18 protein-coding genes are annotated in these 20,726 nt (G+C 72.2%); 7 read left to right on the top strand and 11 right to left on the bottom strand.

The window, feature by feature from the left end:
- Positions 1–26: 26 nt before the first annotated feature.
- Entirely contained in the window at positions 27–1,103 is a 1,077-nt protein-coding gene (gene ychF, locus ACPPVX_RS16685) for a redox-regulated ATPase YchF (protein ID WP_426571703.1), read from the bottom strand.
- Between the two features lie 63 nt (positions 1,104–1,166).
- The gene (locus ACPPVX_RS16680; protein ID WP_426571702.1) at positions 1,167–1,979 is read right to left on the bottom strand and encodes an HAD family hydrolase; all 813 of its coding nucleotides are present in this window, start codon (positions 1,977–1,979) and stop codon (positions 1,167–1,169) included.
- A gap of 66 nt (positions 1,980–2,045) precedes the next feature.
- On the opposite strand from ACPPVX_RS16680, the gene ACPPVX_RS16675 reads away from it, so the two are divergent.
- The 5 genes from ACPPVX_RS16675 (at position 2,046) to ACPPVX_RS16655 (ending at position 7,136) form a co-directional block, all read left to right on the top strand.
- Complete coding sequence (locus tag ACPPVX_RS16675; protein WP_426571701.1) at positions 2,046–3,080, top strand: PHP domain-containing protein; 1,035 nt, start codon at positions 2,046–2,048, stop codon at positions 3,078–3,080.
- A gap of 450 nt (positions 3,081–3,530) precedes the next feature.
- Complete coding sequence (locus ACPPVX_RS16670) at positions 3,531–4,634, top strand: ABC transporter ATP-binding protein (protein ID WP_426571700.1); 1,104 nt, start codon at positions 3,531–3,533, stop codon at positions 4,632–4,634.
- Positions 4,631–5,398, top strand: coding sequence for an ABC transporter permease (locus ACPPVX_RS16665; protein WP_426571699.1), 768 nt, complete (start codon positions 4,631–4,633; stop codon positions 5,396–5,398). The genes ACPPVX_RS16670 and ACPPVX_RS16665 overlap by 4 nt, the downstream gene beginning before the upstream one ends.
- The gene (locus tag ACPPVX_RS16660; protein ID WP_426571698.1) at positions 5,395–6,186 is read left to right on the top strand and encodes an ABC transporter permease; all 792 of its coding nucleotides are present in this window, start codon (positions 5,395–5,397) and stop codon (positions 6,184–6,186) included. The genes ACPPVX_RS16665 and ACPPVX_RS16660 overlap by 4 nt, the downstream gene beginning before the upstream one ends.
- Positions 6,183–7,136, top strand: a complete 954-nt coding sequence (locus tag ACPPVX_RS16655) for an ABC transporter substrate-binding protein (protein WP_426571697.1) — start codon at positions 6,183–6,185, stop codon at positions 7,134–7,136. Before ACPPVX_RS16660 ends, ACPPVX_RS16655 begins: the two co-directional genes overlap by 4 nt.
- Positions 7,137–7,217: 81 nt before the next feature.
- Here the strand turns inward: ACPPVX_RS16655 and ACPPVX_RS16650 are convergent, their stop codons facing one another.
- Genes ACPPVX_RS16650 through ACPPVX_RS16640 form a run of 3 tightly spaced genes read right to left on the bottom strand, consistent with a single transcriptional unit; the run spans position 7,218 to position 11,099 of the window.
- On the bottom strand, positions 7,218–8,090 hold the full coding sequence (locus ACPPVX_RS16650; protein WP_426571696.1) for a thioesterase family protein: 873 nt from the start codon (positions 8,088–8,090) through the stop codon (positions 7,218–7,220).
- Between the two features lie 31 nt (positions 8,091–8,121).
- Positions 8,122–8,979: a heme-dependent oxidative N-demethylase family protein gene (locus ACPPVX_RS16645; protein ID WP_426571695.1), complete on the bottom strand. Its 858-nt coding sequence runs from the start codon at positions 8,977–8,979 to the stop codon at positions 8,122–8,124.
- Positions 8,976–11,099, bottom strand: coding sequence for a protein kinase domain-containing protein (locus ACPPVX_RS16640; protein WP_426571694.1), 2,124 nt, complete (start codon positions 11,097–11,099; stop codon positions 8,976–8,978). Before ACPPVX_RS16640 ends, ACPPVX_RS16645 begins: the two co-directional genes overlap by 4 nt.
- Positions 11,100–11,214: 115 nt before the next feature.
- On the opposite strand from ACPPVX_RS16640, the gene ACPPVX_RS16635 reads away from it, so the two are divergent.
- Positions 11,215–12,135, top strand: coding sequence for a hypothetical protein (locus ACPPVX_RS16635; protein WP_426571693.1), 921 nt, complete (start codon positions 11,215–11,217; stop codon positions 12,133–12,135).
- 9 nt (positions 12,136–12,144) lie between these two features.
- On the opposite strand, the gene ACPPVX_RS16630 is transcribed toward ACPPVX_RS16635, so the two are convergent.
- Positions 12,145–12,696: a DUF983 domain-containing protein gene (locus ACPPVX_RS16630; RefSeq protein ID WP_426571692.1), complete on the bottom strand. Its 552-nt coding sequence runs from the start codon at positions 12,694–12,696 to the stop codon at positions 12,145–12,147.
- 341 nt (positions 12,697–13,037) lie between these two features.
- Between ACPPVX_RS16630 and ACPPVX_RS16625 the strand changes: the two genes are divergently transcribed.
- The gene (locus ACPPVX_RS16625) at positions 13,038–15,086 is read left to right on the top strand and encodes an FG-GAP-like repeat-containing protein (protein WP_426571691.1); all 2,049 of its coding nucleotides are present in this window, start codon (positions 13,038–13,040) and stop codon (positions 15,084–15,086) included.
- A gap of 57 nt (positions 15,087–15,143) precedes the next feature.
- Here the strand turns inward: ACPPVX_RS16625 and ACPPVX_RS16620 are convergent, their stop codons facing one another.
- The 5 genes from ACPPVX_RS16620 to ACPPVX_RS16600 all read right to left on the bottom strand — a co-directional run bounded on the left by ACPPVX_RS16620 (position 15,144) and on the right by ACPPVX_RS16600 (position 20,644).
- A complete protein-coding gene (locus ACPPVX_RS16620) occupies positions 15,144–17,741 on the bottom strand; it encodes an FtsX-like permease family protein (protein ID WP_426571690.1) in 2,598 nt (865 codons plus the stop codon).
- A gap of 107 nt (positions 17,742–17,848) precedes the next feature.
- Positions 17,849–18,526 carry an ATP-binding cassette domain-containing protein gene (locus tag ACPPVX_RS16615; protein ID WP_426571689.1) on the bottom strand — a complete coding sequence of 226 codons (678 nt, stop codon included), beginning with the start codon at positions 18,524–18,526 and terminating at the stop codon, positions 17,849–17,851.
- 3 nt (positions 18,527–18,529) lie between these two features.
- Complete coding sequence (locus ACPPVX_RS16610; RefSeq protein WP_426571688.1) at positions 18,530–19,207, bottom strand: ABC transporter ATP-binding protein; 678 nt, start codon at positions 19,205–19,207, stop codon at positions 18,530–18,532.
- A gap of 6 nt (positions 19,208–19,213) precedes the next feature.
- Positions 19,214–19,678: a hypothetical protein gene (locus tag ACPPVX_RS16605; RefSeq protein ID WP_426571687.1), complete on the bottom strand. Its 465-nt coding sequence runs from the start codon at positions 19,676–19,678 to the stop codon at positions 19,214–19,216.
- A 432-nt stretch (positions 19,679–20,110) separates the two neighbouring features.
- A complete protein-coding gene (locus ACPPVX_RS16600; RefSeq protein WP_426571686.1) occupies positions 20,111–20,644 on the bottom strand; it encodes a hypothetical protein in 534 nt (177 codons plus the stop codon).
- Positions 20,645–20,726 lie beyond the last annotated feature (82 nt).

The raw sequence follows: 20,726 nt of genomic DNA, 5'->3' as shown, positions 1-20,726 counted from the left end.
GGCCCGGCCGCACGGGCCGGGACGGATCAGACGTTGAAGCGGAACTCGAGGACATCGCCATCGGCAACCTCGTAGTCCTTGCCCTCCACGCGGAGCTTGCCCACGTCCTTGGCCTTGTTCCACGAGCCCAGCTCGAGCAGCTCGTCCCAGTGGATCACCTCGGCGCGGATGAAGCCCCGCTCGAAGTCGGAGTGGATGACGCCGGCGCACTGCGGCGCCTTGTAGCCGGCCCGGAAGGTCCAGGCCCGGCTCTCCTTCTCGCCCGTGGTGAGGTACGTGCGCAGGCCCATGAGGTGGTACGCCGCGTGGATGAAGCGCTCGAGCCCGCCCTCGCCGAGGCCCAGGGCGTCGAGCATCTCGAGGCGCTCGGACCCGGTGAACTGCGCGGCCTCGGCTTCGAGCTGGACGCACATGCCGATGACCTCGGCCTGGCCCGCCAGCTCGGCTTCGACCGGGGCGATGATCTCGGGGATGCGCTCGAGGTCGCCCTCGCCGACGTTGACGAGCGCCAGCACGGGCTTGTTGGTGAGGAGGAACTCCTCCTTGAGCACGGTGCGCTGGTCGGCGGTGAGCGAGCCCCGGTAGATCGGGGTGCCCTCGGCGAGGAGCTCGTGGGCGGCGTCGAGCGCCTCGACCAGCTCCGTGAGGCTCTTGTCCTGCTTGGCGGCCTTGCGCCGCTTCTCGACGCGGCTCTCGACGGTCTCGAGATCCGCCAGCGCCAGCTCGATCTCGAGCACCCGCAGGCACTCGAGCGGATCGTCGGGGCCGGGGACGTCGGAGTCGACGAACGCCCGCAGCAGGAAGACGACGGTGTCGACCTCGCGGATGTGGGCGAGGAACTGGTTGCCCAGGCCTTCGCCCGTGCTGGCCCCTTCGACCAGGCCGCCGATGTCGACGAACTGCACGCTGGCGGGCACGACCTTCTTCGACTGCGACATCTCGGCGAGCAGGTCGAGCCGCCGGTCGGGCACCTTGGCCACCCCCACGTTGGGATCGGTGGTGGCGAAGGCGTAGGGCGCGGCGAGCGCGCCGCCGCCCGCAAGCGCGTTGTAGAGCGAGGACTTGCCCGAGTTGGGGAGGCCGACGAAGCCGAAGCGTTCCATTGCGCCGCACGCTACCGGCCGCCCCTCCCCCACCCCGAAGCCGCGAGCGGTGGCGCGCCCGGGTCAGCCGGCGGCGAGGATGCGCTCGATGACGAGGGCGACACCGTCGTCCTCGTTGCTGGCGGTGACCTCGTCGGCCTCGGCGAGCAGGATCGGGTGGGCGTTGGCGACGGCGACGCCGAGGCCGGCCCAGCGGATGAGCTCGAGGTCGTTGGGCATGTCGCCGAACGCCACGGTCTCGGCCGGCGCGATCCCCGCCTCGCCGAGCAGGCGCTCGACGGTGGATGCCTTGTGCACCGACGGGTGCGAGAGCTCGAGGAACGTCTCGGTGGTGGAGTGGGTGACCAGGGCCCGGTCGCCCACGAGCGCCTGGACCTGGGCCGCCGCGCCCGGCTGGGTGTCCTCGGGAAGCCGGATGATCAGCTTGGTCACCGGCTCGTCGAGGAACGAGCGGATGGGGCCGACCCGGAGCCCCGCCAGGAGCAGGTCGCCGAGCTGCGGCGACCCTGCCGCCTCGATCGAGGTGTCGGCGGAGAAGACCATCCCCTGCTCGACGCCCAGGACGGCGGTGGGGAACGCCCGCTCCACGTCGTCGACGATCGACACGGCCACGTCGACGGCGATGTCGGTGCGGGCGATCAGGCGGTCCTGGGCAGGGTCGTAGACCGAGGCGCCGTTGGCGCAGACCACCAGCCCCCGGTGGCCGATCTGCTCCACCACGGGCTCGATCCAGCGGGGCGGACGGCCGGTGGCCACGATGAACAGCAGGCCGGCATCCTCGGCGGCATCGATGGCCGCCCGGGTGCGCGCCGACACCGTCTTGTCCCCCCGCAGCAGCGTCCCGTCGAGGTCGGTGGCGATCGCTCGGTACTGCACGGAGGGCGACGGTAGCGGTGCAGCGGTCGGTGCCCGCGGTCCGTTCCGTCGCTACCCTCGGCCCCGATGGATCCTCTCGAAGCGCTCCTGCGCGTGGCGTACCTCCAAGACCGCGGCCTGCTCCCGTCACAGAAGACGGCGGCCTTCCTGAAGGCGGCCGATGTGGTGAGCCAGCTGCCACCGGGCGAGCTGGAGCAGCGGGTCGCGTCGGGCACCCTGCTGGAGCTGCCATCGGTCGGCGCCAGCACCGGCGAGGTCATCACGCAGGCCCTGGCGGGCAAGGTCCCCGACCGCATCGTGAAGCTCGAGGCCGAGACCGTGATCCCGCTCGGCGCGGGTGCCGACCTGCGCGCCGCGCTCAAGGGCGACCTCCACGCCCACTCCACCTGGAGCGACGGCGGCGCCTCCATCGAGACCATGGCGCGCGCCGCCATGGCGCTCGGCCACGAGTACCTCGTCATGACCGATCACTCGCCCCGGCTCACGGTGGCCCACGGCCTCAACCGGGAGCGCCTCCTCGCCCAGCTCGACGAGATCGCCGCGCTCAACGAGCAGCTGGCCCCGTTCCGCATCCTCACCGGCGTCGAGGTCGACATCCTCCTCGACGGCGGGCTCGACGGCGACGAGGACATGCTCGAGCGGCTCGACATCGTGGTCGCCTCGGTCCACAACAAGCTGACCATGGACCCGCTCCCCATGACCGAGCGCATCCTCAAGGCGGTCGCCAGCCCCCACGTCGACGTCCTGGGCCACTGCACCGGCCGCAAGGTCAAGGGCTTCGGCGACGACCTGCGGGAGATCCGGGCCCGTTCGAGCTACGACGAGCAGCTGATCTTCGACGCCTGCTCGGTCTACGGCACGGCCGTCGAGATCAACTGCCGCCCCGAGCGCCAGGATCCGCCGCCCGAGCTGCTCGACCTGGCGCTCGACGCCGGCTGCCTCATCAGCATCGACACCGACTCGCACTCCCCCGGCCACCTCGAGTTCCTCAACTACGGCTGCGACAAGGCCGTCGAGCACGGCATCGATCCCGCCCGGATCATCAACACGTGGACCGCCGACGACCTGCTCGCCTGGACCCGGGACCGGCGCGCGGCGTAGCGTCGACCCCCATGTCCAAGAAGACCGACAAGCGCAAGACCAACGCCCGGCGCAAGAAGGCCAACCACGGCACCAAGCCGAACGCCGGTCGCTGACCGTTCCGCCTCTCCGGGCCTTCAAGGCCCGGACGTGGCGGCCCATATGCGGCCCACAGGGATCAAACTCCCTCGCCGCTGAACAACGAGACCGGGGTGGCCTGCCCGGTCTCTTGTCCGTTTTGGGCCCGTGGCGGGTCCGGCTGACGCCCGCCGCCGAACCCGATTGCCTACTCAAATGGTCGGGTTTTCCCTGGACAGAGCGGTAGGGTTCCGCCATCAAGACCCAGCGACGCGCTCCCCAGCGCCGTGCGCGGTGGATCTCCGGGAACTGCGAGGTGCAGGGTGGAGCCACCGACAACCCGACGGCTCGCCGGTCTGACGCGCCCGTCATCTGGGGTACGGGGCGGGCAGCATGACCGACTCCGCGATCGAGCTCCGAGGCGTCACCAAGTCGTTCCCCGGTGCGGAGCGCCCTGCGGTCGCGCCGCTCGACCTCACCATGCGCGCCGGTGAGCTGACCGTCCTCATCGGGCCGTCGGGCTGCGGCAAGACCACCACGCTGCGCATGATCAACCGGCTGGTGAACCCCACCGACGGCACGATCACGATCGGCGGCGTCGACATCCGGGAGCAGTCGCTCACCGACCTGCGCCGCGGCATCGGGTACGTGATCCAGCAGATCGGGCTGTTCCCCCACCGCACGATCGGCCAGAACATCGCCACCGTCCCCAAGCTCCTCGGGTGGAGCAAGGCCCAGACCGAAGACCGCGTGGCAGAGCTGGCCGAGCTGGTGGGCATCGACGCCACCATGCTCAAGCGCTACCCCGCCGAGCTGTCGGGTGGCCAGCAGCAGCGCGTCGGCGTGGCCCGGGCCCTGGCCGCGGATCCGCCGGTCCTGCTGATGGACGAGCCGTTCGGCGCGGTCGACCCCATCGTGCGCGCCCACCTCCAGCACGAGCTGCTGGCGCTGCAGGAACGGGTGCACAAGACCATCGTCCTCGTCACCCACGACATCGACGAAGCGATCCTGCTGGGCGACCGGGTGGCCGTGCTCAACGTCGGCGGGATCCTCGAGCAGGTGGCTGCGCCCGACGAGCTGCTCGCCAACCCGGCCAACGAGTTCGTCGCCTCGTTCGTGGGCAACGAGCGCTCGATCAAGCGGCTGTCGCTCGCCACGGTGGCCGGGCTGGCGCTCGACCCCGGTCCGGTGCTCGACGTCGGCGCCCCGCTCGACGAGGCCAAGGCCCTCCTGTCGAGCAGCGGGTTCGACTGGCTCGGGCTCACCCGCGAGGGCCGGTTCCTCGGCTGGGTGCCGGCGGAGCAGATCCGCGAGCAGCCGCTCGAGGCGCTGGCGCCCGAGCCGGCGGTCGCCCAGCTGCACCCCTCCTCCACCCTGCGCGAGGCGCTCGAGGTCATCCTCACCGCTCGGTCGTCGGTCGCGCTCGTGGTCGACGAGGGCGATCACTACCTGGGCTCGGTCACCCTCGAGAGCATCCGCGAGGGGCTGTCGTCGTGACCACCAGGCGCAAGGTCACCTACGCCGTGCTCGCGGTGGCCGTGGTCGCGTTCGCGGTGTGGGCCAAGCACCGCATCGACGGGCTGAGCTCCGCCACCCAGGCCACCGACCCGATCTTCCGGTGGGAGTACCTGTTCAAGCGGGAGCAGACGCCGTCGGAGCTGTGGACCGCCACCCGCCAGCACCTCGAGCTCACGTTCGTGCCCGTGGTGCTCGGTACGATCCTGTCGGCCGGCCTGGCGGTGCTCGTGCTGCGCTTCAACTGGCTCCGCGGCCTGATCTTCACGTTCGCCGGGTTCCTCTACACGATCCCGAGCCTGGCGCTGTTCGGGGTGCTCGCCACCTACAACACCAACTTCCAGTCGGCGGTGATCGCCCTCACCAGCTACACGCTGCTCATCATCACCCGGAACATCGTCGCCGGCATCGATGCGGTCCCGCAGCCGGTGCTCGACGCCGCCGACGGCCTCGGCATGAGCCGGTCCCAGCGCCTGCGCAAGGTCGAGGTGCCGCTGGCGATGCCGGTCATCCTCACCGGCATCCGCGTCGCCACCGTGACCACCGTCGGCCTCGTCGGCATCTCGGTGGTCATCCAGCTCGGCGGCCTGGCCACCTACATCTTCGACGGCTTCCGGCGGCAGTACTCCACGGTCATGCTCCTGGGCAGCGTCGCCATCGTGCTGCTGGCCGTCGTCCTCGACCTGCTCATCCGGGGCATCGAGTGGGTGGCCACGCCGTGGGCCCACCGGCGGGTGGCCTCGTGATCGCCGCCGCCTCGCACCTCCTGGCCGCCGGTGAGCCCACCAACCTGTGGCAGTGGCTGGGCGACAGCAGCCAGCGCCCGGTCACCGGGGCCATCCCCGCCCAGGTGTGGACCACGCTCTGGCACTCCCTGCTCGCATTCGGCATCGCCGCGCTGATGACCATCCCCACCGCGGCCGTGCTGGCCCACTTCCGCCGGGCCGAGGCGCTGTCGAACGGGATCGTCAACCTGGGCCGGGTCATCCCCACCGTCACGATCGTCGGCCTGCTCGCCCTGGTGTCGCTCCGCAACGGGCTGGGGTTCGAGCCCTGGCCCATCGTGATCGCCCTGGTGCTGCTCGCCCTGCCCCCGCTGTACGCCAACACGTACACGGCGGTGCGCGCCGCGTCGCCCGAGGCCGTCGATGCGGCCCGGGCCATGGGGCTGACCGAGATGGAGATCCTGCGCCGGGTCGAGCTCCCGCTGGCGACCCCGCTGATCCTGGCCGCCAGCCGCGTGGCGCTCACCCAGGTGGTGGCCACCGAGACGCTCGGCGCCCTGTTCGGTGGCAGCGGCCTCGGGATCTACATCTACTACGGCTTCGCCAACCACAACATCTACGAGATCCAGGCCGGCGCCCTGCTGGTGGCCGGGTTGGCCATGGCCGTCGACCTGACCTTCTGGTTCGTCACCCGCTTCCTCGTCCCGAAGCCGCTGCGCCCCGTGCCCTCGAGCCGGCGCGCCTTCAAGCCCAGCCGCCCCATCGAACCCATCTCCATCAACAACCCATCCCTCGGAGGGACCCCATGAAGAACACCCCGCGTTCCCGCCGCTTGCGGGCCATCAGCCTGATCGCCGTCGTCGGCGTCTTGGTCCTGGCCTCGTGCAGCGACAACAAGTCCGACGGCGACTCGTCGAGCACGACGAAGCCGTCCGGTGCGACGGCGGAGAAGATCCGCATCAGCAGCCAGGACTTCAGCGAGCAGAAGACGCTGGCCCAGGTCTACGGCCAGTACCTCAAGGCGCAGGGCTTCGACGTCGACATCCAGAAGCCCATCGGCACCCGCGACCAGATCTACGCCGCGCTCGAGGCCGACAAGCTCGACCTCCAGCTCGACTACTCGGGCAGCGCGGTGACGTTCCTCGAGGGCACCGACGTGAAGACGAGCCAGGCCACCTCAGACGCCGATGCGACCTTCGCCGCCCTCCAGACCCTGCTCAAGCCCAAGGACCTCCAGGCCAGCGACCAGTCCGAAGCGGCCGATGCCAACGCGCTGGTGGCCCTCAAGTCGTGGGCGGACAAGAACGGCGTGACCAAGATCTCCGACCTGTCCGGCGTCGACGGCACCATCACCCTCGGCGGTGCGGCCGAGTGCGCCACACGGCCCGACTGCCTCCTCGGCTACAAGGACAAGTACGGCCTCGACCTGAAGTTCAAGGCCGTCGACTACGGGCCGCCGCTCGTCGCCGCCCTCCAGGCGGACGAGATCCAGGTCGCCCAGTACGGCTCCACCGCTCCGGAGATCGCCACCGGCAAGATCGTCGAGCTGAAGGACGACAAGGGCCTCCAGAGCGCCCAGAACGTGGTCCCCGTGTTCCGCACCGCGGTCGCCAGCGATGCCCTGACCAAGGCGCTCAACACCATCAGCGCCAAGATCACCACCGCCGACCTCGCCGCGTGGAACCAGGCCACCGACGTCGAGAAGGAAGAGCCGGCCGACGTGGCCAGCAAGTGGCTCTCCGACAACGGCTTCAGCTGACCCGCTGACCCCGTCCCGAGCGAGCCGGATCGGCCGTCGTCACCCCTGGGGTGGCGGCGGCCGCTCCGCGCCACAGGCCGCTCAGGTGACCCTGGTGAAGAACATCTGCTGGGCCGCCCACGCGACGAGCGTGGGGCCGTCGGCGCCCCTCGGGTCCCACAGGGCCATCTCGGCCGAGGCGTAGCCGTCGCCGGCCAGGTGGGCCTTGGCGTGGGCGAGGATCCAGCCGGGGGTGGCGTGGCCGAACAGGTGCAGGCTCAGGTCGACGCTGGGCGCGAACCACCCCGACTCGCGGGGCCCGAGCTTCTCGAACACGGCCCCGGGCATCACGTCGGCCATGACCAGCAGGGCCAGCGGGTCCATCAGGCCGTCGGCGAGCACCGGGGTGTCGTCGAACTTGAACCAGTTGGCCACCTCGGCGGCGCCGCGCGGCGTGTCGTCCCACGGCGCGTGGCCGATCCCGCCGCGGCCGTCGAGCACCTCGGCCCAGAACGGCAGCGGCCCGTCGACGCGAAGCCACTCGTCGCCGGCCTCGGGCGGCGGCGGGTCGCGGAACGACGGGCAGTCGTCGGGGTCGGGCACCTCGTCGGGGTAGGCCAGCTCGGTGAACGAGAACCCGGTGCGGTCGCCACCGAACACCCCGACCGCGCTGTAGCCCACCTCGCCGTCGGCGGCGCAGATGTCGACGCGGGCCTGCGACACCGAGCGGCCGCGCCGCAGGACCGTCACGTGCGCCTCGATCGGGCCCGACGGGACGGGCCGGACGAACACGCCGTGGATCGATCGGAGGGGCTGGTCGGTGCCGAGCTCGACCGCCATGGCCCGAGCGGCGACGGCCGACACGATCCCTCCCTGGGGGACCATCACCAGCACCCACTCATCGCCGATCGTGGCGCGGTACCGGCCGTCGCCCATCGGCTCCACCACCGTCGAATCCCACGCCCGCGCTGCCATCACCAGGACCCTAGGGGTGCGCCGCGACGGCTCAGGAACGAGTTGGGGCCACCGATCGCAGCCAGCTCACCGCGGCGACGCGGTGCGGAGCCATGCCGTTCATCCGGGTGAGCTCCGCCGGCTGGGCCTCGAGGCGGTCGGCCATCGCCCGGGCGGCGCCGGGATGGCCGGCGAACGCCGAGAACGGAGCCTGCTGCACGCGGATCGTAAACAGGACCACCCCGCTGGACGGCAGGCGGCGCAGGGTCTGGCGCTCGCTGCGCAGCCACAGCCCATCGCCCACCTCGCCGGCGGTGACCGGGCTGGGGTCGAGCGGGGGGTCGGGCGAGAACAGGGCGTCGTCGAGGTGCACGCTCCAGTTGCGGCGGGCCACCAGCACATCGGGCCGCAGCCGGTCGAGGAAGCGGTCGACCTTCTCGGCCAGGTCCTCGCGGTAGCGGGGCACGGGCCCGTGGATGGCGAGGGCGCTGCCGCCGACCTTGTCGCGCAGCCGCCAGTGCGACGGGAAGCACAGCACCGCCGCATCGAGGTGGGCGCTGCCGTCGCGATCCACCATGAGGACCAGGTCCTCCTGCGTGCGGCGGCCGGCGGCCTCGAGCGGGTGGAGCGACGGATCGACGGGTGCCTCGGCCAGGTCGGGACGGTGCCGGCGCTCCCACTGCCGCACCAGGGCGAGCACCTCGGCCGACGCCGCCTCGGTGCCTGGGAGGGCGGCGAAGACCTCGTCGCGACGCTGGTCGAGCAGCCGGGCCCGCTCGGCCAGCTCGCCATCTCGGGCCTCGTCGGGCAGGAGCCAGGCGGCGTCGTCGATGCGCGACAACCCCATCGCCAGCCACGGTGGTCCGGTGGGCGCCCAGGCGATCTCGTCGATCCAGGCGGGGCCGGTCACGGCAGGGGGAAGGTGTCGGGGTCGAGCCACAGGGCCGCCACCACGATGATCGCCATCACCAACCAGGCGACGATCAGCCGCTCGGTGGTGCGCCCCTCAGGGGCGCTGCGCGCCGCCAGCTCGTCGATGCCCATCCCGGTCCGGAACCGCGACGAGCCCTCGCGAGCCGTCAGGAGGGACACCGCGACCGCGCCGCCCCCGATGATCCGCAGCAGCACGTTCGTCACGGTCACCGACAGCGACGTGGCATCGAGCGCGTACCAACCGGCGAGGAGCACCGCGGTGACCCCGATGATCGGCGAGGTGCGCAGCACCGACGCCACGACGTTGCGAACGAAGCGCAGCGGGAGCCACAGCACCGCAGGGAGGTGGCGCTCGCCCCACCGGCCGGCGACCCCGTGGTCGGCGCGCAGGCGGCGGGCGACAGCGTCTCCGAGGGTCGCCAGCGCCGGCAGCACGAGCAGCACCACCGCCCCCAGGCCGATGACCGGTGCGGCGCTGGCGACGGCGATGGCGACGATGGCCAGCGGCACGGTGACCTTGCCCCGCGTCGGGACGAGCTCGGGGTGGCCGGGGGCGTACGGCGCCGGCGGCTCCTCGTCGAGGCGCGGATCGAGCGGGGCGCCGCGGGTGTGTTCGTCGGCCTGGGTGCGGTCGTCGCGGCCGGGAGCGGAGCCCTGCGGGACCCAGGTGCGGTCGTCGACGGCCGGCGGGGCGGCACCGGCGCCCAGGGGCGAGGTCAGGTCGCCATCGACGGCGGGAGCCCAGTGGGTGGTGACGGTCACCGGGCCGGGGCCGGCCACCAGCTCGGTGGCGAGCACCGCCCGGGCCTCGGCCGACCGTTCGGCCGTAGCCGCCTCGACGTACTCGTCCTCGTCCTCGTCCTCGGCGGACCCTTCGTCCTCGTGCTCGTGGCCCTCGGACCCGTCCAGGTCGGGCGGCTCGGACGGGCGGAAGGGCTCGACGTGATCGACCTCGTCGAGCGAGGCGATGGCGGCGAGGGGCGCCACCGCGGTGGGTCCCACGGAGACGGCCGGGCCGGGGTCGGCGAGGCCGAACGTGGGCTGCAGGTCTCGCGGCGCGCCGGCCAGGTCGGTGGTCATGGCCCCCTCGGTCCCGAGGAGGATCGACCGCGGCGTGTCGGGCAGCCAGCGGATGTGCATCCGGGCCAGGAAGGCGTCGAGGTCCTGCGGGCGGTGGGCCGGCTCGAGCTCGAGCCCGTCGAGGATGGCGTCGCTGACGGGCTTGGTGATGGCCTCGTTGAGCCGGCGGGGCGGCGGCAGCTCGGCTCCGCCGTCGCGCTCGACCGCGGCGACGGGGACGCGGCCGGTGGCCAGCCGGTAGCAGGTGGCGGCCAGGCCGTAGACGTCGGTGGTGGGCCCGAACCGGCCCTCGCCGCGGTACTGCTCGAGCGGCGCGTACCCGGGGGTGACCATGCGGGTCATGCCCATCGTCTGGTCCTGGTCGAAGTCTCGGGCCAGGCCGAAGTCGATCACCACGATGCGGCCGTGCTCGGTGAGCATGACGTTGGAGGGGTTGATGTCGCGGTGCAGCACCCCGGCGGCGTGCACGGGCCGCAGGGCGGCCGCCACCCGACCGGCCACGTCGAGGACCTCGGGCTCGGTGAACGGGCGGTCGCGGGCCCGCATGATGTCGACGAGGGTTCGCCCGCTCAGCAGCTCCATCACCAGGTAGGCGGTGCCGTGCTCCTCGAACACCTCGTAGACCCGCACGATCCCGGGATGGGTGAAGCGGGCCAGCACCCGGGCTTCGCGCAGGAACCGCTCGCGGGACGACCGGAACGACGCGCGGGCGTGAGGCGGCGTCAGGACCATCGATCCGTGGCGCACGGCCGACTCCGGGAACAGCTCCTTGACCGCGACCCGCCGCTTCAGGCGGGTGTCGCCCACCTCGTAGGTGATGCCGAAGCCGCCTCGGCCGATGATGCCGAGCACCTGGTAGCGGCCATCGGCGAGCGTGGTGCCCACCTCCAGCTCGGCCGGGGCGGCGATCTGGGTGCCGCACCAGGCACAGACGAGCCAGGCGTCGCCGACGGGCTGCCCGCAGTGCGGGCAGGGGTCTTCGAGCGCCTCGGGCGCGGTCGGTGTCGGATCGTCCACGGCGTCGCCAGGGTACGGGCTGTGCGGGTTCCGGCGGCGGTCGCCACCGCGGGCGGGCCGGTCGACGAGGCGGCCCGCTCCTACGGGTAGCGTCGTCGCCGTGACGGAGGGGGAGGTGACCGAACCAGCGCGCGACTGTGCGGGGTGCGGCAACCCCCTGCCTGCCGGCCGTTCGGTGTGCCCCCGCTGCGGCCTGCTCCAGCCGGCGAGCGCCGCTCCCACCTCGGGTGCGTCCACGCCGATCTCGGGCACGCCCACGGTGGTGGCCCCGCGCACCGTGCGACCGCTCGGCACCGCCCAGATCAGCGGGGCCTCCGGTGGTGCAGCGGCCAGCGCGCCCGCGGCACCGGAGTCCGGCGGGAAGCCTCCCCGGCGTCGCCGCGGCCGACGGGTGCTCCTCGCGCTCGTCGCCATCCTCGTCTGCGTGGGCGTCGCCGCTGGCGTGTTCGTCTTCCTCGACCGCCGCGACCAGGGTTCGAAGGCCGCCGACACCTTCTCCTCCGCGGCCGGCTCCGGCACCGAGGCCACCGTCCGGGGGTACTGCGCCGATCCTCGGGTGCTCCCGTCGTCGGCCGGCGTGGTCGCGTTCACCCCGGGGAACCCGGCCGTGGCGTTCACCCGGATCCCCCGGCCCGCCAGCTCCACCGACCTGCCGCCCGAGCGGGTGATCAAGGTGTCGCCGCCGCCGTCGGCACGGATCGAGCTGGGCCTCGCCAAGTCGCTCCCGCTCGTGAGCCTGGCCATGTGCTTCGACCAGACCTCCAGCAAGCCCACCGGAGGGACGTGCGACTACGAGCTCACCAACCCCGACCAGGTCGGCGAGCGGGTGACGGCCAAGCTGCTCCAGACCACCTACGACGTGCAGATCATCGAGCTCCAGACGGGCAAGACCGTCACCTCGGGCACGATCGCCACCAAGACCGATGCCTGCCCGCAGCTCGCCTACACCGGCGGCGACGGCGTCTCGAACGCGCTCACCGACCAAGAGGTGCTGGCGTGGGCCGACCAGCACGACGTGGCGACCCCGGGCAACTGACCCGTCGGCTCAGGTGACCGGCGGCGGAGGGTCGCCGGTCCCGTCGCCGTTCGCCGGCTCGGCATCGGGCGCGGTGCCCTCGGTCGGAGGCGGCCGGTCGGGGTCGACGGCGTCATCGTCATCGTCGCCCACCGCGTCGGCGGCGGCCACGATCTCGCCCATCTCGAGCGGCGTCATGATGAGGTCGAGCGCGGACCAGATGGTGCGGGAGTACGGGTAGAAGACCACCGGGCCGGCAAGACCGATCGTCAGGCCCAGGACGATGGCGAGGGTCATCCCGGCATCGGGGTGCTGGTCCTTCCATGCGATGAAGAACATCAGCATGAGGAAGAGAAAGCCCTCGACGATGGCGAAGTTGATCAGGTAGGCGCCGACGAAGAACCCCGGCTCGCGCTCGAACAGGTACCCGCAGGTGGGGCACCGCTCCTTCATGCGGAACCAGGACCGGTAGACGTGGCCGCCGCCGCACCGCGGGCAGTGCTTGAGGAAGCCCCGGCGCAGGAGCACGGCGGGGGTGGGCTTGGGCTGCAGCACATCGTCGACATCGATCGGACGAGCCATGGGGCCATCATCGTCTGTACGGACCCTGACGCACACCTTCGCGGCGCCTTCCCGAGCCCCTCCTCGTGGTCATCCGTCACCCCCGGGACCGCAGGTTCCGCCGCGGGACCGCCGGTTCCTCCGCCGAGTGCTGTCGGGACGCGCGTTCCTGCCGATAGGTGCCGGTGATCGAGCGATCCGGGGTGAGCCAGGCCCCACCCCACCCCCTCCGGGCCCGCCGCGCCGCGAGAACGGGTGAGCGCCGGCCGCGCCACGGGGCTCGAGGCGGCTGGCGCTGGATCGGGGCGGCCGGCCTGCTGGCGGTCCCGCTGCTGGCTCCCGTCGGCGCACCGCTCGGGTCCATGCCTGCCGGTGCCGCCACCACCACCCTCACCCTGCAGGGCACGGTGAACCACACGCTGGGCGGCGTGTACCCCGGCGCCGGACCGAAGGAGTCGTACGCCAGCCCGGCCGTCGGCGACATCACCGGCGACGCCGAGCCCGAGATCGTGGTGGCGAACATGGACGGCACCGTCGAGGCGTTCCGCGCCACCGACCGGGCGCGGCTGTGGACCCGCGACCTGGGCAACACCGCCATCCAGGCGTCGCCCACCCTCGCCGACCTGTCGGGCGACGGGAAGCCCGACGTGATCATCGGCACGATGGACGGTCGGGTGGTCTGGCTGGATGGGCCGACCGGCGCCGTCGTGCGCACCTTCCGCCAGGGGGCACCGCAGCACTGCCCCGCCGGGGTCGACTGCCGGCCCGACGGCTTCTTCGCCACCCCCGCGGTCGCCGACATCAACGGCGACGGACTGCTCGACATCGTCGCCCCCAGCTACGACCACTCCGTCTACGCCTGGTCGCGCGGCGGCACCCTGCTGTGGCGCCGCTTCCTCGAGGACTCCCTCTGGTCCAGCCCGGTCATCGCCGACGTCGACCGCGACGGCAGGCCCGAGATCATCCTCGGCGGCGACATCTACGCCGGCAACAACCTCGGCGTCCCCGCCGGCGGCCTGGTCTGGATCCTCAAGGCCAACGGCACCACCTACGGCAACTACCCCCGCACCGCGCCGGGGCAGACCGTGTGGTCGTCGCCCGCGGTGGCCGACCTGAACGGCGACAAGTACCCGGACATCATCGTGGGCTCCGGCGCCAACTGGGGCGAGCCGGCCGGCCGCAGGGTCGAGGCGTTCACCGCCCGCAACAAGGCCAACCTGCCCGGCTGGCCCGTGGCCGTGGACGGCCAGGTCATGGCCTCCCCCGCGGTCGGCGACATCGACGACGACGGCAAGCTCGAGGTGACCTTCGCCAGCGACTACGGCTACGTGTATGCCTACGAGGCGAACGGCACCCGCAAGTGGCGGGCGTGCAACCGCACCGCCGGGTCGTGCCCCACCAGCACCACCAAGGGCGGCACCGTCATCGCCGACGTCGACGGCGACGGCGTGCAGGAGGTCATCTCCACCCTCGAGCGCGCCGTGCGCGTGATGGACGGCCGCAACGGTGCCGTCGAGGCCACCTACACGATGTCGGCCAACAGCTTCCCCGGCGGCACCTCACCGGCGGTGGCGCAGGTGGACGGCAACGCGGTCATCGTGCAGCCGTCGATGTACGTGAACCACGCCGGCAACTGGTTCGGCACCGCCGGCGACGTGACCAAGGTGTACGTCTTCACCACCGGCACCGGCCTGTGCGAGGCCGACTGGCCGCAGTTCCACCGCAACGCCCGGCGCGACGGCACCTGGAAGAGCGGCGCCGACGGATGGATCCCCTTCCACTGCCCGGCCACGTTCGTGGCCCGCCAGTACCGCGACTTCCTCGGCCGCGGCGTCGACGCCCCCGGCAGCGCGTACTGGACCGACCGCCTCCACAAGGGCAACACGGGCAGCTCCGTCATCCGATCGTTCATGGACTCCAGCGAGTTCGGACGGGTGGTCGCACCGGTGGTGCGCGGCTACCTCGCCACCCACGGCACCTATCCGCCCACCGCCGCCACGGTCGACGACGCGGTCGCCCTGCTGCGCCAGGGCAAGACGGCCGCCCAGATCACGGACACCTTCGCCCACGACGCCGCGATCGGCTTGCTCAGCGACGCGCAGTTCGTCACCAACGTCTACCTGCACGTCTACAAGCGCTCGCCGTCGCCCACCGAGCAGGCGGCCGACGAGGCCAAGCTCGCCGGTGGCACCACCCGCGGCCAGCTCGCCAGCGGCTACGCCGAGGGCGCCACGGGCGCCGCCCGCCTCACCCCCGAGGTGAACGTGGCCATGGTCTACCTCGGCATGCTCGGCCGCGCCCCGGACGCCGGCGGTTGGACCTACTGGGTGCCGAAGGCCAAGACCAGCGGCACCGACGCCCTGATCACCGGCTTCCAGCGCTCCACCGAGTACGCCAACCGCGTCACCTGACCGGAGCGCACGCGCTGGCCACGGGAGCGCGACATCGACGATCTCGGCGGACTCCGATCATGTGGACCGGAGCAGCTCGATCCGGGGGCGGCGGGCGCTGGACACGGCGAGCGTGCCCGCCAGTGCCGTGGCGGCGACGCTCACCGTGGTGAGGGCGCCGAGGTAGACCCACGGGATCGAGAGCGTGGCCGGCGGCGGGTCGAAGACGCCGGTGAGGACCTTGACGAGCATGTTGGCAAGGGCCCAGGCCATGACCGCGCCGGCGGCGAGGCCGGCGACGGTCACGACCAGCGCCTCGGCCCACACGAACGCGCCGACCTGCCGGGGCGTGGCGCCGAGCGCAGTCACGATGGCGAAGGTTCGGCGCCGCTCGACCAGCCCCAGCCACAGGGTGAGGCCGGTGGCGGCCGCGGCGAGCGCGAGAGCGAACCCGAGCTCGACGCGCGTCAGACCGGACAGGTCGACCGCGGTCAGGCTGGACCCGACGACCTTGCGGCTGCTGGCGAGGTCGGTGACGGTGGCTGCGGTGCCGACCCTCGCTCGCACCGCACGGGCCACGGCCTGCGTGTTGTGACCGCCGGTGTCGACGAGGAACGTGCCGACACCGGCAGACCCGGTCTTCTGCGCGATGTAGCCGCGGTTGGCGACCAGGAAGCTGTCGCGAGGTGCGGTCGGGAACTCCTTGGCGATCCCGACGTAGTGGAACGTGACGTTTCGGTACTGCTTGGTGCGCGAATCCTGGAGCCGCAGGGTGACGGCATCGCCGGGCAGCAACTGGAAATCGTGCACGGTCTCCGCCGAGACCAGGATGCTGTCGGGGTGCTGGGCGAGCTCGGCCAGCAGCTGCTTGGCACTGCCCCCTTGGAAGTACGCGTCCTGGAGGCGCCCGGCGTCGCCGATCGTGGAGGTGTCCACCCCGTACAGGTCTTGGAGGTCGGCGCCGACGTAGGCGTAGCGGTGTTGGAGGGGCTCGACGTGGCGCACCCCGGGGGTCAACGCGATGGCGCGGGCCAGCGATGACCCTGGGGTCACCTGGGCCCCGGGCGAGACCGCGGCGGTGACGTCGGCGCCGTTCGTGAGCACGGCGTCGACCTCGGCCTGTTGGCGGTACGTGCTGTTGAACACCGCGGTCGACGCGGCGTACCCGATCGTCAGCGCCACGGCGGCGACGCCTCGGGCAACCAGCCGGCGCTGCCGCTGGAGCGAGGCGGCCACCGTGTCGGAGAGGTCGCTCGACAAGGGCCGGAGCGCCCGGTCGAGCACGGGTCGCCCGCGGCGAAGCAGCACGGCGGTGAGCCGGTAGGTGACCAGGCCGCCACCGATCCAGAGCAAGGCAGGGCCGGCGAACGCCCAGTAGCTGACCGAGATGGTGGGCACGCCTTCTACGGCGAGGACGAGGTGGTAGCCGTTGCGAGACGTGAGCCAGAACACGGCGAGGGCTCCTGCGATGAGGGCAAGGTCGAGGTACCAGCGCATCCACCGCGGGTCGCCGGAACGTCCGACCATCTGGCGGGCCACGGCGACGGTGGCGGTGCGGGCATCACGCCACGCGGGCAGAGCGATCGAGACGGCGGCGATGAGGAGCCCCGCCAGGACCGCGGCAGCAGACCACACCACGGCCGCGCTCGTCGTGGCCCCGAACCGGGCCGTGCCGAACGCGGCGCGACTGACGATGTAGGCGATGCCCAGCCCGAGCGCGGCGCCGACGACACCCACGAGCAGCGCCTCGGTGACGCTGAGCCACGTCAGCTGCCCGACGATGGCGCCGCGCGTGCGGAGCAGGGCCTGCTCCCGCCGACGGCGGTCTCGGCCCGAGCCGGCGACGGTGGCGGTGAGCAGCCCGGCGAGCACGGCGCCGGGCAGGCCGAGGAACAGGAACAGCACCTGCGCGTAGAGGGCGTCCTCGCGAGCACCGGCCAGGGCGGCGCCCACGTTGTCGCCCACGAGCCCCGCGCCGGCCAGCGTCACCTCGAGGTTGCGGGCCTGGCCGGAGACCGCGCTGTACGCGGCCGCCGGGTCCGTGGGCAGTTGGCGATCGAGCCGGGCGTGGACCTGGGATCGCACCAGGTCAGGGCGGTGCGCCGCCAGCGGATCGAACAGGCGGTGCCAGGTGGCCGCGGGGAGGATGAGCACGTCGTCCGGCGGCGCCTGGGCCTGCGCGCCCGGGGGCGCTCCGACCTTCTGGAACAGCGGATCTTCCTGCGGGATGTCGATCACGCCGGCGACGCGCACGCGCGCCGGTGGAAGGCCGGAGCGGTGGACGATCACCGCGCTGCCCGGTGCGGCATGGAGGTTGGCAGCGGTCTGCTGGTACAGGAGGACGCCGTCCGACGAGCCCGCAAGCGTGCGGAACTGGTCGGGGAAGGTGCGCCGATACGTGTCGCTGACGCCGAGGACCTGCGCGGCGCCCGTGGTCTGGACCGTCGACTGGTCCGGGGGCCCGGTGGTCGATTCGAGGCCGTCGACGGTGGCGAACTGGACCGGCTCTGCGGCCTTCACGTGGGGGTCCGCGGCGGTCTGATGCGCCACCACCGCAGGGTCTCCCCCGGGCTGGGTCTCGACCTGCCAGTCGACCGGGACCGTGGCGATGGCACGGGTGGTCATGGTGGCCTTCGATGCCGAGAGGAACGCACCGATGGAGGCGAGCAGTCCCACGGCGAGCGCTATGCCTGCCGAGGTCACGAGCAGCCGTCCGGCCCTTCGCCGGATGAGCCCGCCTAGCCACAGCGCTGAGAGCGCAGGAGCCACGGCACGACGCCGTGTCATCGTTCGATCAGCTCTGGCGCTCGGAGGCCGCCGTCGGTCATCGACCAGCGAAGGCCGAGGCGGTCGGCGACGGCCGGATCGTGGGTGTTGACCACCAGGGCCGCGCCGGTGCGGTCGGCCGCTGCGAGCAGGGCGTCGACCACAGCGGCGCCCGCGTGGTGGTCGAGCTGCCCGGTCGGCTCATCGGCCAGCAGGAGCTTCGGGTCGGCGGCGACGGCGCGGGCGACAGCCACACGCTGGGCCTGACCGCCCGACAGCTCCTCGGGAAGCCTGGTGGCCAGCTCGGCGAGCCCTAGGGCGGCGAGCGCATCGAGGGCCCGGGCCCGGGCCACAGCCCGGTCGGCGCGGGAGAGCAGCAGCGGCAGGGCGACGTTCTCGGTCACGTCGAGCGGCGGCACCAGGCTCGGTGCCTGGAAGACCACCGCGACCGCGCCAGGCCGGAGGTCGTTCGGCCCGCCGATCCCGGGCCATTCGATGGACCCGGTGGTCGGCTGATCGAGGCCGGCCAGCAGGTGCAGCAGCGTGGTCTTCCCCGAGCCGGATGGCCCGACGAGCGCGATGCGATCGCCGGCGCGAATCGTGCACGTGACGTCGTGGACGGCGACTACTGCTTCGGGGCCCCTGCCGAACGTGCGGGCCACGCCGGACACGTCGACGAGCACGGTGCGGGCCACGGCTCAGCCCCCTCCCGTGGCGACCCGGCCGTCGACCAGCTCGATCCTCCGGTCGGCGGCGGCCGCTACCGACGGGTCGTGGGTCACGACCAGCACCGCAGCGCCGGCGCGGGCACGGCTGCGGAGCAGGACGAGGAGGCGGTCGGCACTGGCCTCGTCGATCTCACCTGTGGGCTCGTCAGCCAGGATCACCGCTGGATCGTTCGCCAAGGCGACGGCGAGCCCGGCACGCGCTGCTTCGCCCCCCGAGAGCGTCAGCGGTGAGGCCGCGGCACGGTCGGACAGGTCCACGCGGGCCAGGAGGTCTCGCCGCTCCGCGGGGCGCGCCCGGCCGGCGAGTCGCTGAGCGACCGTGATGTTCTGCTCCACGGTGAGATGGTCGAGCAGGTTGCCGGACTGGAACAGCACCCCGACGAGCTGCGCGCGCAGTGCGGCTCGGTCGACCTCGCTGCGTCGAGTCATGCTGGCGGTCCCGTAGGCCACCGTGCCGCCGTCGGGCTCGTCGAGACCTGCCAGGCACGCGATGAGCGTCGACTTGCCCGAGCCAGACGGCCCGGTCACCGCGACCACCTCGCCGCGGTCGAGCTCGAGCGACACTCCTCGCAGCGCCAGCGTCTCGTCGTCCCCCGTGTGGAAGAAGCGATAGAGGTCCAAGGCACGCAGTGCCGGGTCGGCGGTCATCGCCGCTCACTTCCAGGTGAGCGAGTCGCTGACGGTCCGCCACGGATCGACGTTGTCTGCACCTTTGGCCCCGGAGAGGGTCAGGACGACGGTCGTCCCGCTGCGGTTGAACACATAGCGCTCCACAGCGAGGAGCGCCTTCTTGGCGGTCACCGGGTTCGGCGCCGAGCCGATGGTGTAGGTGGCACGGACACCTGGGCCGGACTTCCGAGTGATGGTGGTGACCTTCCCCAGATGGAAGTCGGGGTCCTTCGAGACGTCGCTCAGGTCGGCCGACTTCACGCTGGTGACGGTCGGCCGGGTGGTCGACGGGTGGGAGCTCGCCTCGACCGAGTTGTACTTGTCCGTGAACGTCACGGCCGAGCCGTTGGTCGTGCGGGCCCAGCCTTCGGGCACCTTGATCGAGTAGTTGGCCCCGGGCGGCGTGTAGGCGACGAACACCTGGTTGTCGGGGATGTCCCCGGGGGTCACCGGCTCGGGGGCGTTCGGGTTGGCGACGCCGGCGGGAGCGGTGGTGCTGGACGCGGATCCATCACGCGCAGGCAGTGATGATGATGACGACGAGCCAGACGAGCCGCACCCGGCCAGCGCGATCGCGAGCGCCAAGACGACGACGGCGGCGGTGGGCGGGGTCGGCAGGTGCGGGCGGGCAGCGGGCCGTGAGCGGCGCATCTGAGTCCACCTCGAGGTCGCGGATGAGGGACGAGCCCAGCGTACGGATGCGTCGGCTAGCGGCGACCTCAGATGTGGCGAGCGGACGGTTAGAAGTCGGCCAGAACCGTGGTCAGGGGCGTGACCGCGCCCGTACCGTTCCTCCATGGGCGACCCTTCGCGCCGGTGTGGATCCGTCAGCCCACGGGGCGACGGATCCACACCGGATCAGGCAGAGCGCACCCGGACGGGCTACGGCTGGGCGAGCTCGATCAGCATCTGGTAGCTGCCGGTGCTCGGATTCGGCCCGGTTGGGTCGGTGGTCCCACGGAAGACTGCGAGGCCCCGAGCGTCACGGAAGACGCCGTCACCGGCGACGATGTACCCGGTCACGACCTCCGAGCCGTCCGCGTTGACGCGGACGCGCTCCGCGAAGGTGACGTGGCCGCTCCCGCGTCCGGCAAGGGTAGCGGCGTACGTCTCACGAGCACAGCCGATCAACGTGTTGAGCGCCGGGTCGAAGATCACGCTGAGGGTGTAGGTGCTCACACCAGTGAAGTCGCCGGTGCTCGTGGTCCCTCCCGTCATATCGACCTGGTACTTGTCCCCGGCCGGCGTGACCGAGGTGATGGTGGGCCCGGGATCGACCCAGGTGCCAGACGCCGTCACCACGGTGTGGTGGTGCGAGACGCGGCCCAAGGCGGAAGCGGAACCGGCGTTCAGGCCGCTGATCGCCAAGCAGACGAGCCCCACAGCGAGGCAGCGGATGGTGAGTGTGCGTTTCATGGGTCATTCCTCCGGATCGTGGGCCGGGCGAGTGCGCCGTCCCGTCGTTGTCCCTGCGATCGTCGGTCCGACCGGTCTCATC

The organism is Aquihabitans sp. McL0605 (assembly GCF_049993875.1).
Taxonomy (GTDB): domain Bacteria; phylum Actinomycetota; class Acidimicrobiia; order Acidimicrobiales; family Iamiaceae; genus Aquihabitans.
Note: the sequence above shows the minus strand (reverse complement) of the source record. Positions and strands in the feature narration are given on the sequence as shown.

Coding starts and splice junctions, on each gene's coding strand:
- ychF (WP_426571703.1), bottom strand. CDS start 1,103: ATGGAACGCTTCGGCTTCGTCGGCCTCCCCAACTCGGGCAAGTCCTCG.
- ACPPVX_RS16630 (WP_426571692.1), bottom strand. CDS start 12,696: ATGGCTCGTCCGATCGATGTCGACGATGTGCTGCAGCCCAAGCCCACC.
- ACPPVX_RS16655 (WP_426571697.1), top strand. CDS start 6,183: ATGAAGAACACCCCGCGTTCCCGCCGCTTGCGGGCCATCAGCCTGATC.
- ACPPVX_RS16625 (WP_426571691.1), top strand. CDS start 13,038: ATGCCTGCCGGTGCCGCCACCACCACCCTCACCCTGCAGGGCACGGTG.
- ACPPVX_RS16670 (WP_426571700.1), top strand. CDS start 3,531: ATGACCGACTCCGCGATCGAGCTCCGAGGCGTCACCAAGTCGTTCCCC.
- ACPPVX_RS16610 (WP_426571688.1), bottom strand. CDS start 19,207: ATGACCGCCGACCCGGCACTGCGTGCCTTGGACCTCTATCGCTTCTTC.
- ACPPVX_RS16675 (WP_426571701.1), top strand. CDS start 2,046: ATGGATCCTCTCGAAGCGCTCCTGCGCGTGGCGTACCTCCAAGACCGC.
- ACPPVX_RS16600 (WP_426571686.1), bottom strand. CDS start 20,644: ATGAAACGCACACTCACCATCCGCTGCCTCGCTGTGGGGCTCGTCTGC.
- ACPPVX_RS16650 (WP_426571696.1), bottom strand. CDS start 8,090: ATGGCAGCGCGGGCGTGGGATTCGACGGTGGTGGAGCCGATGGGCGAC.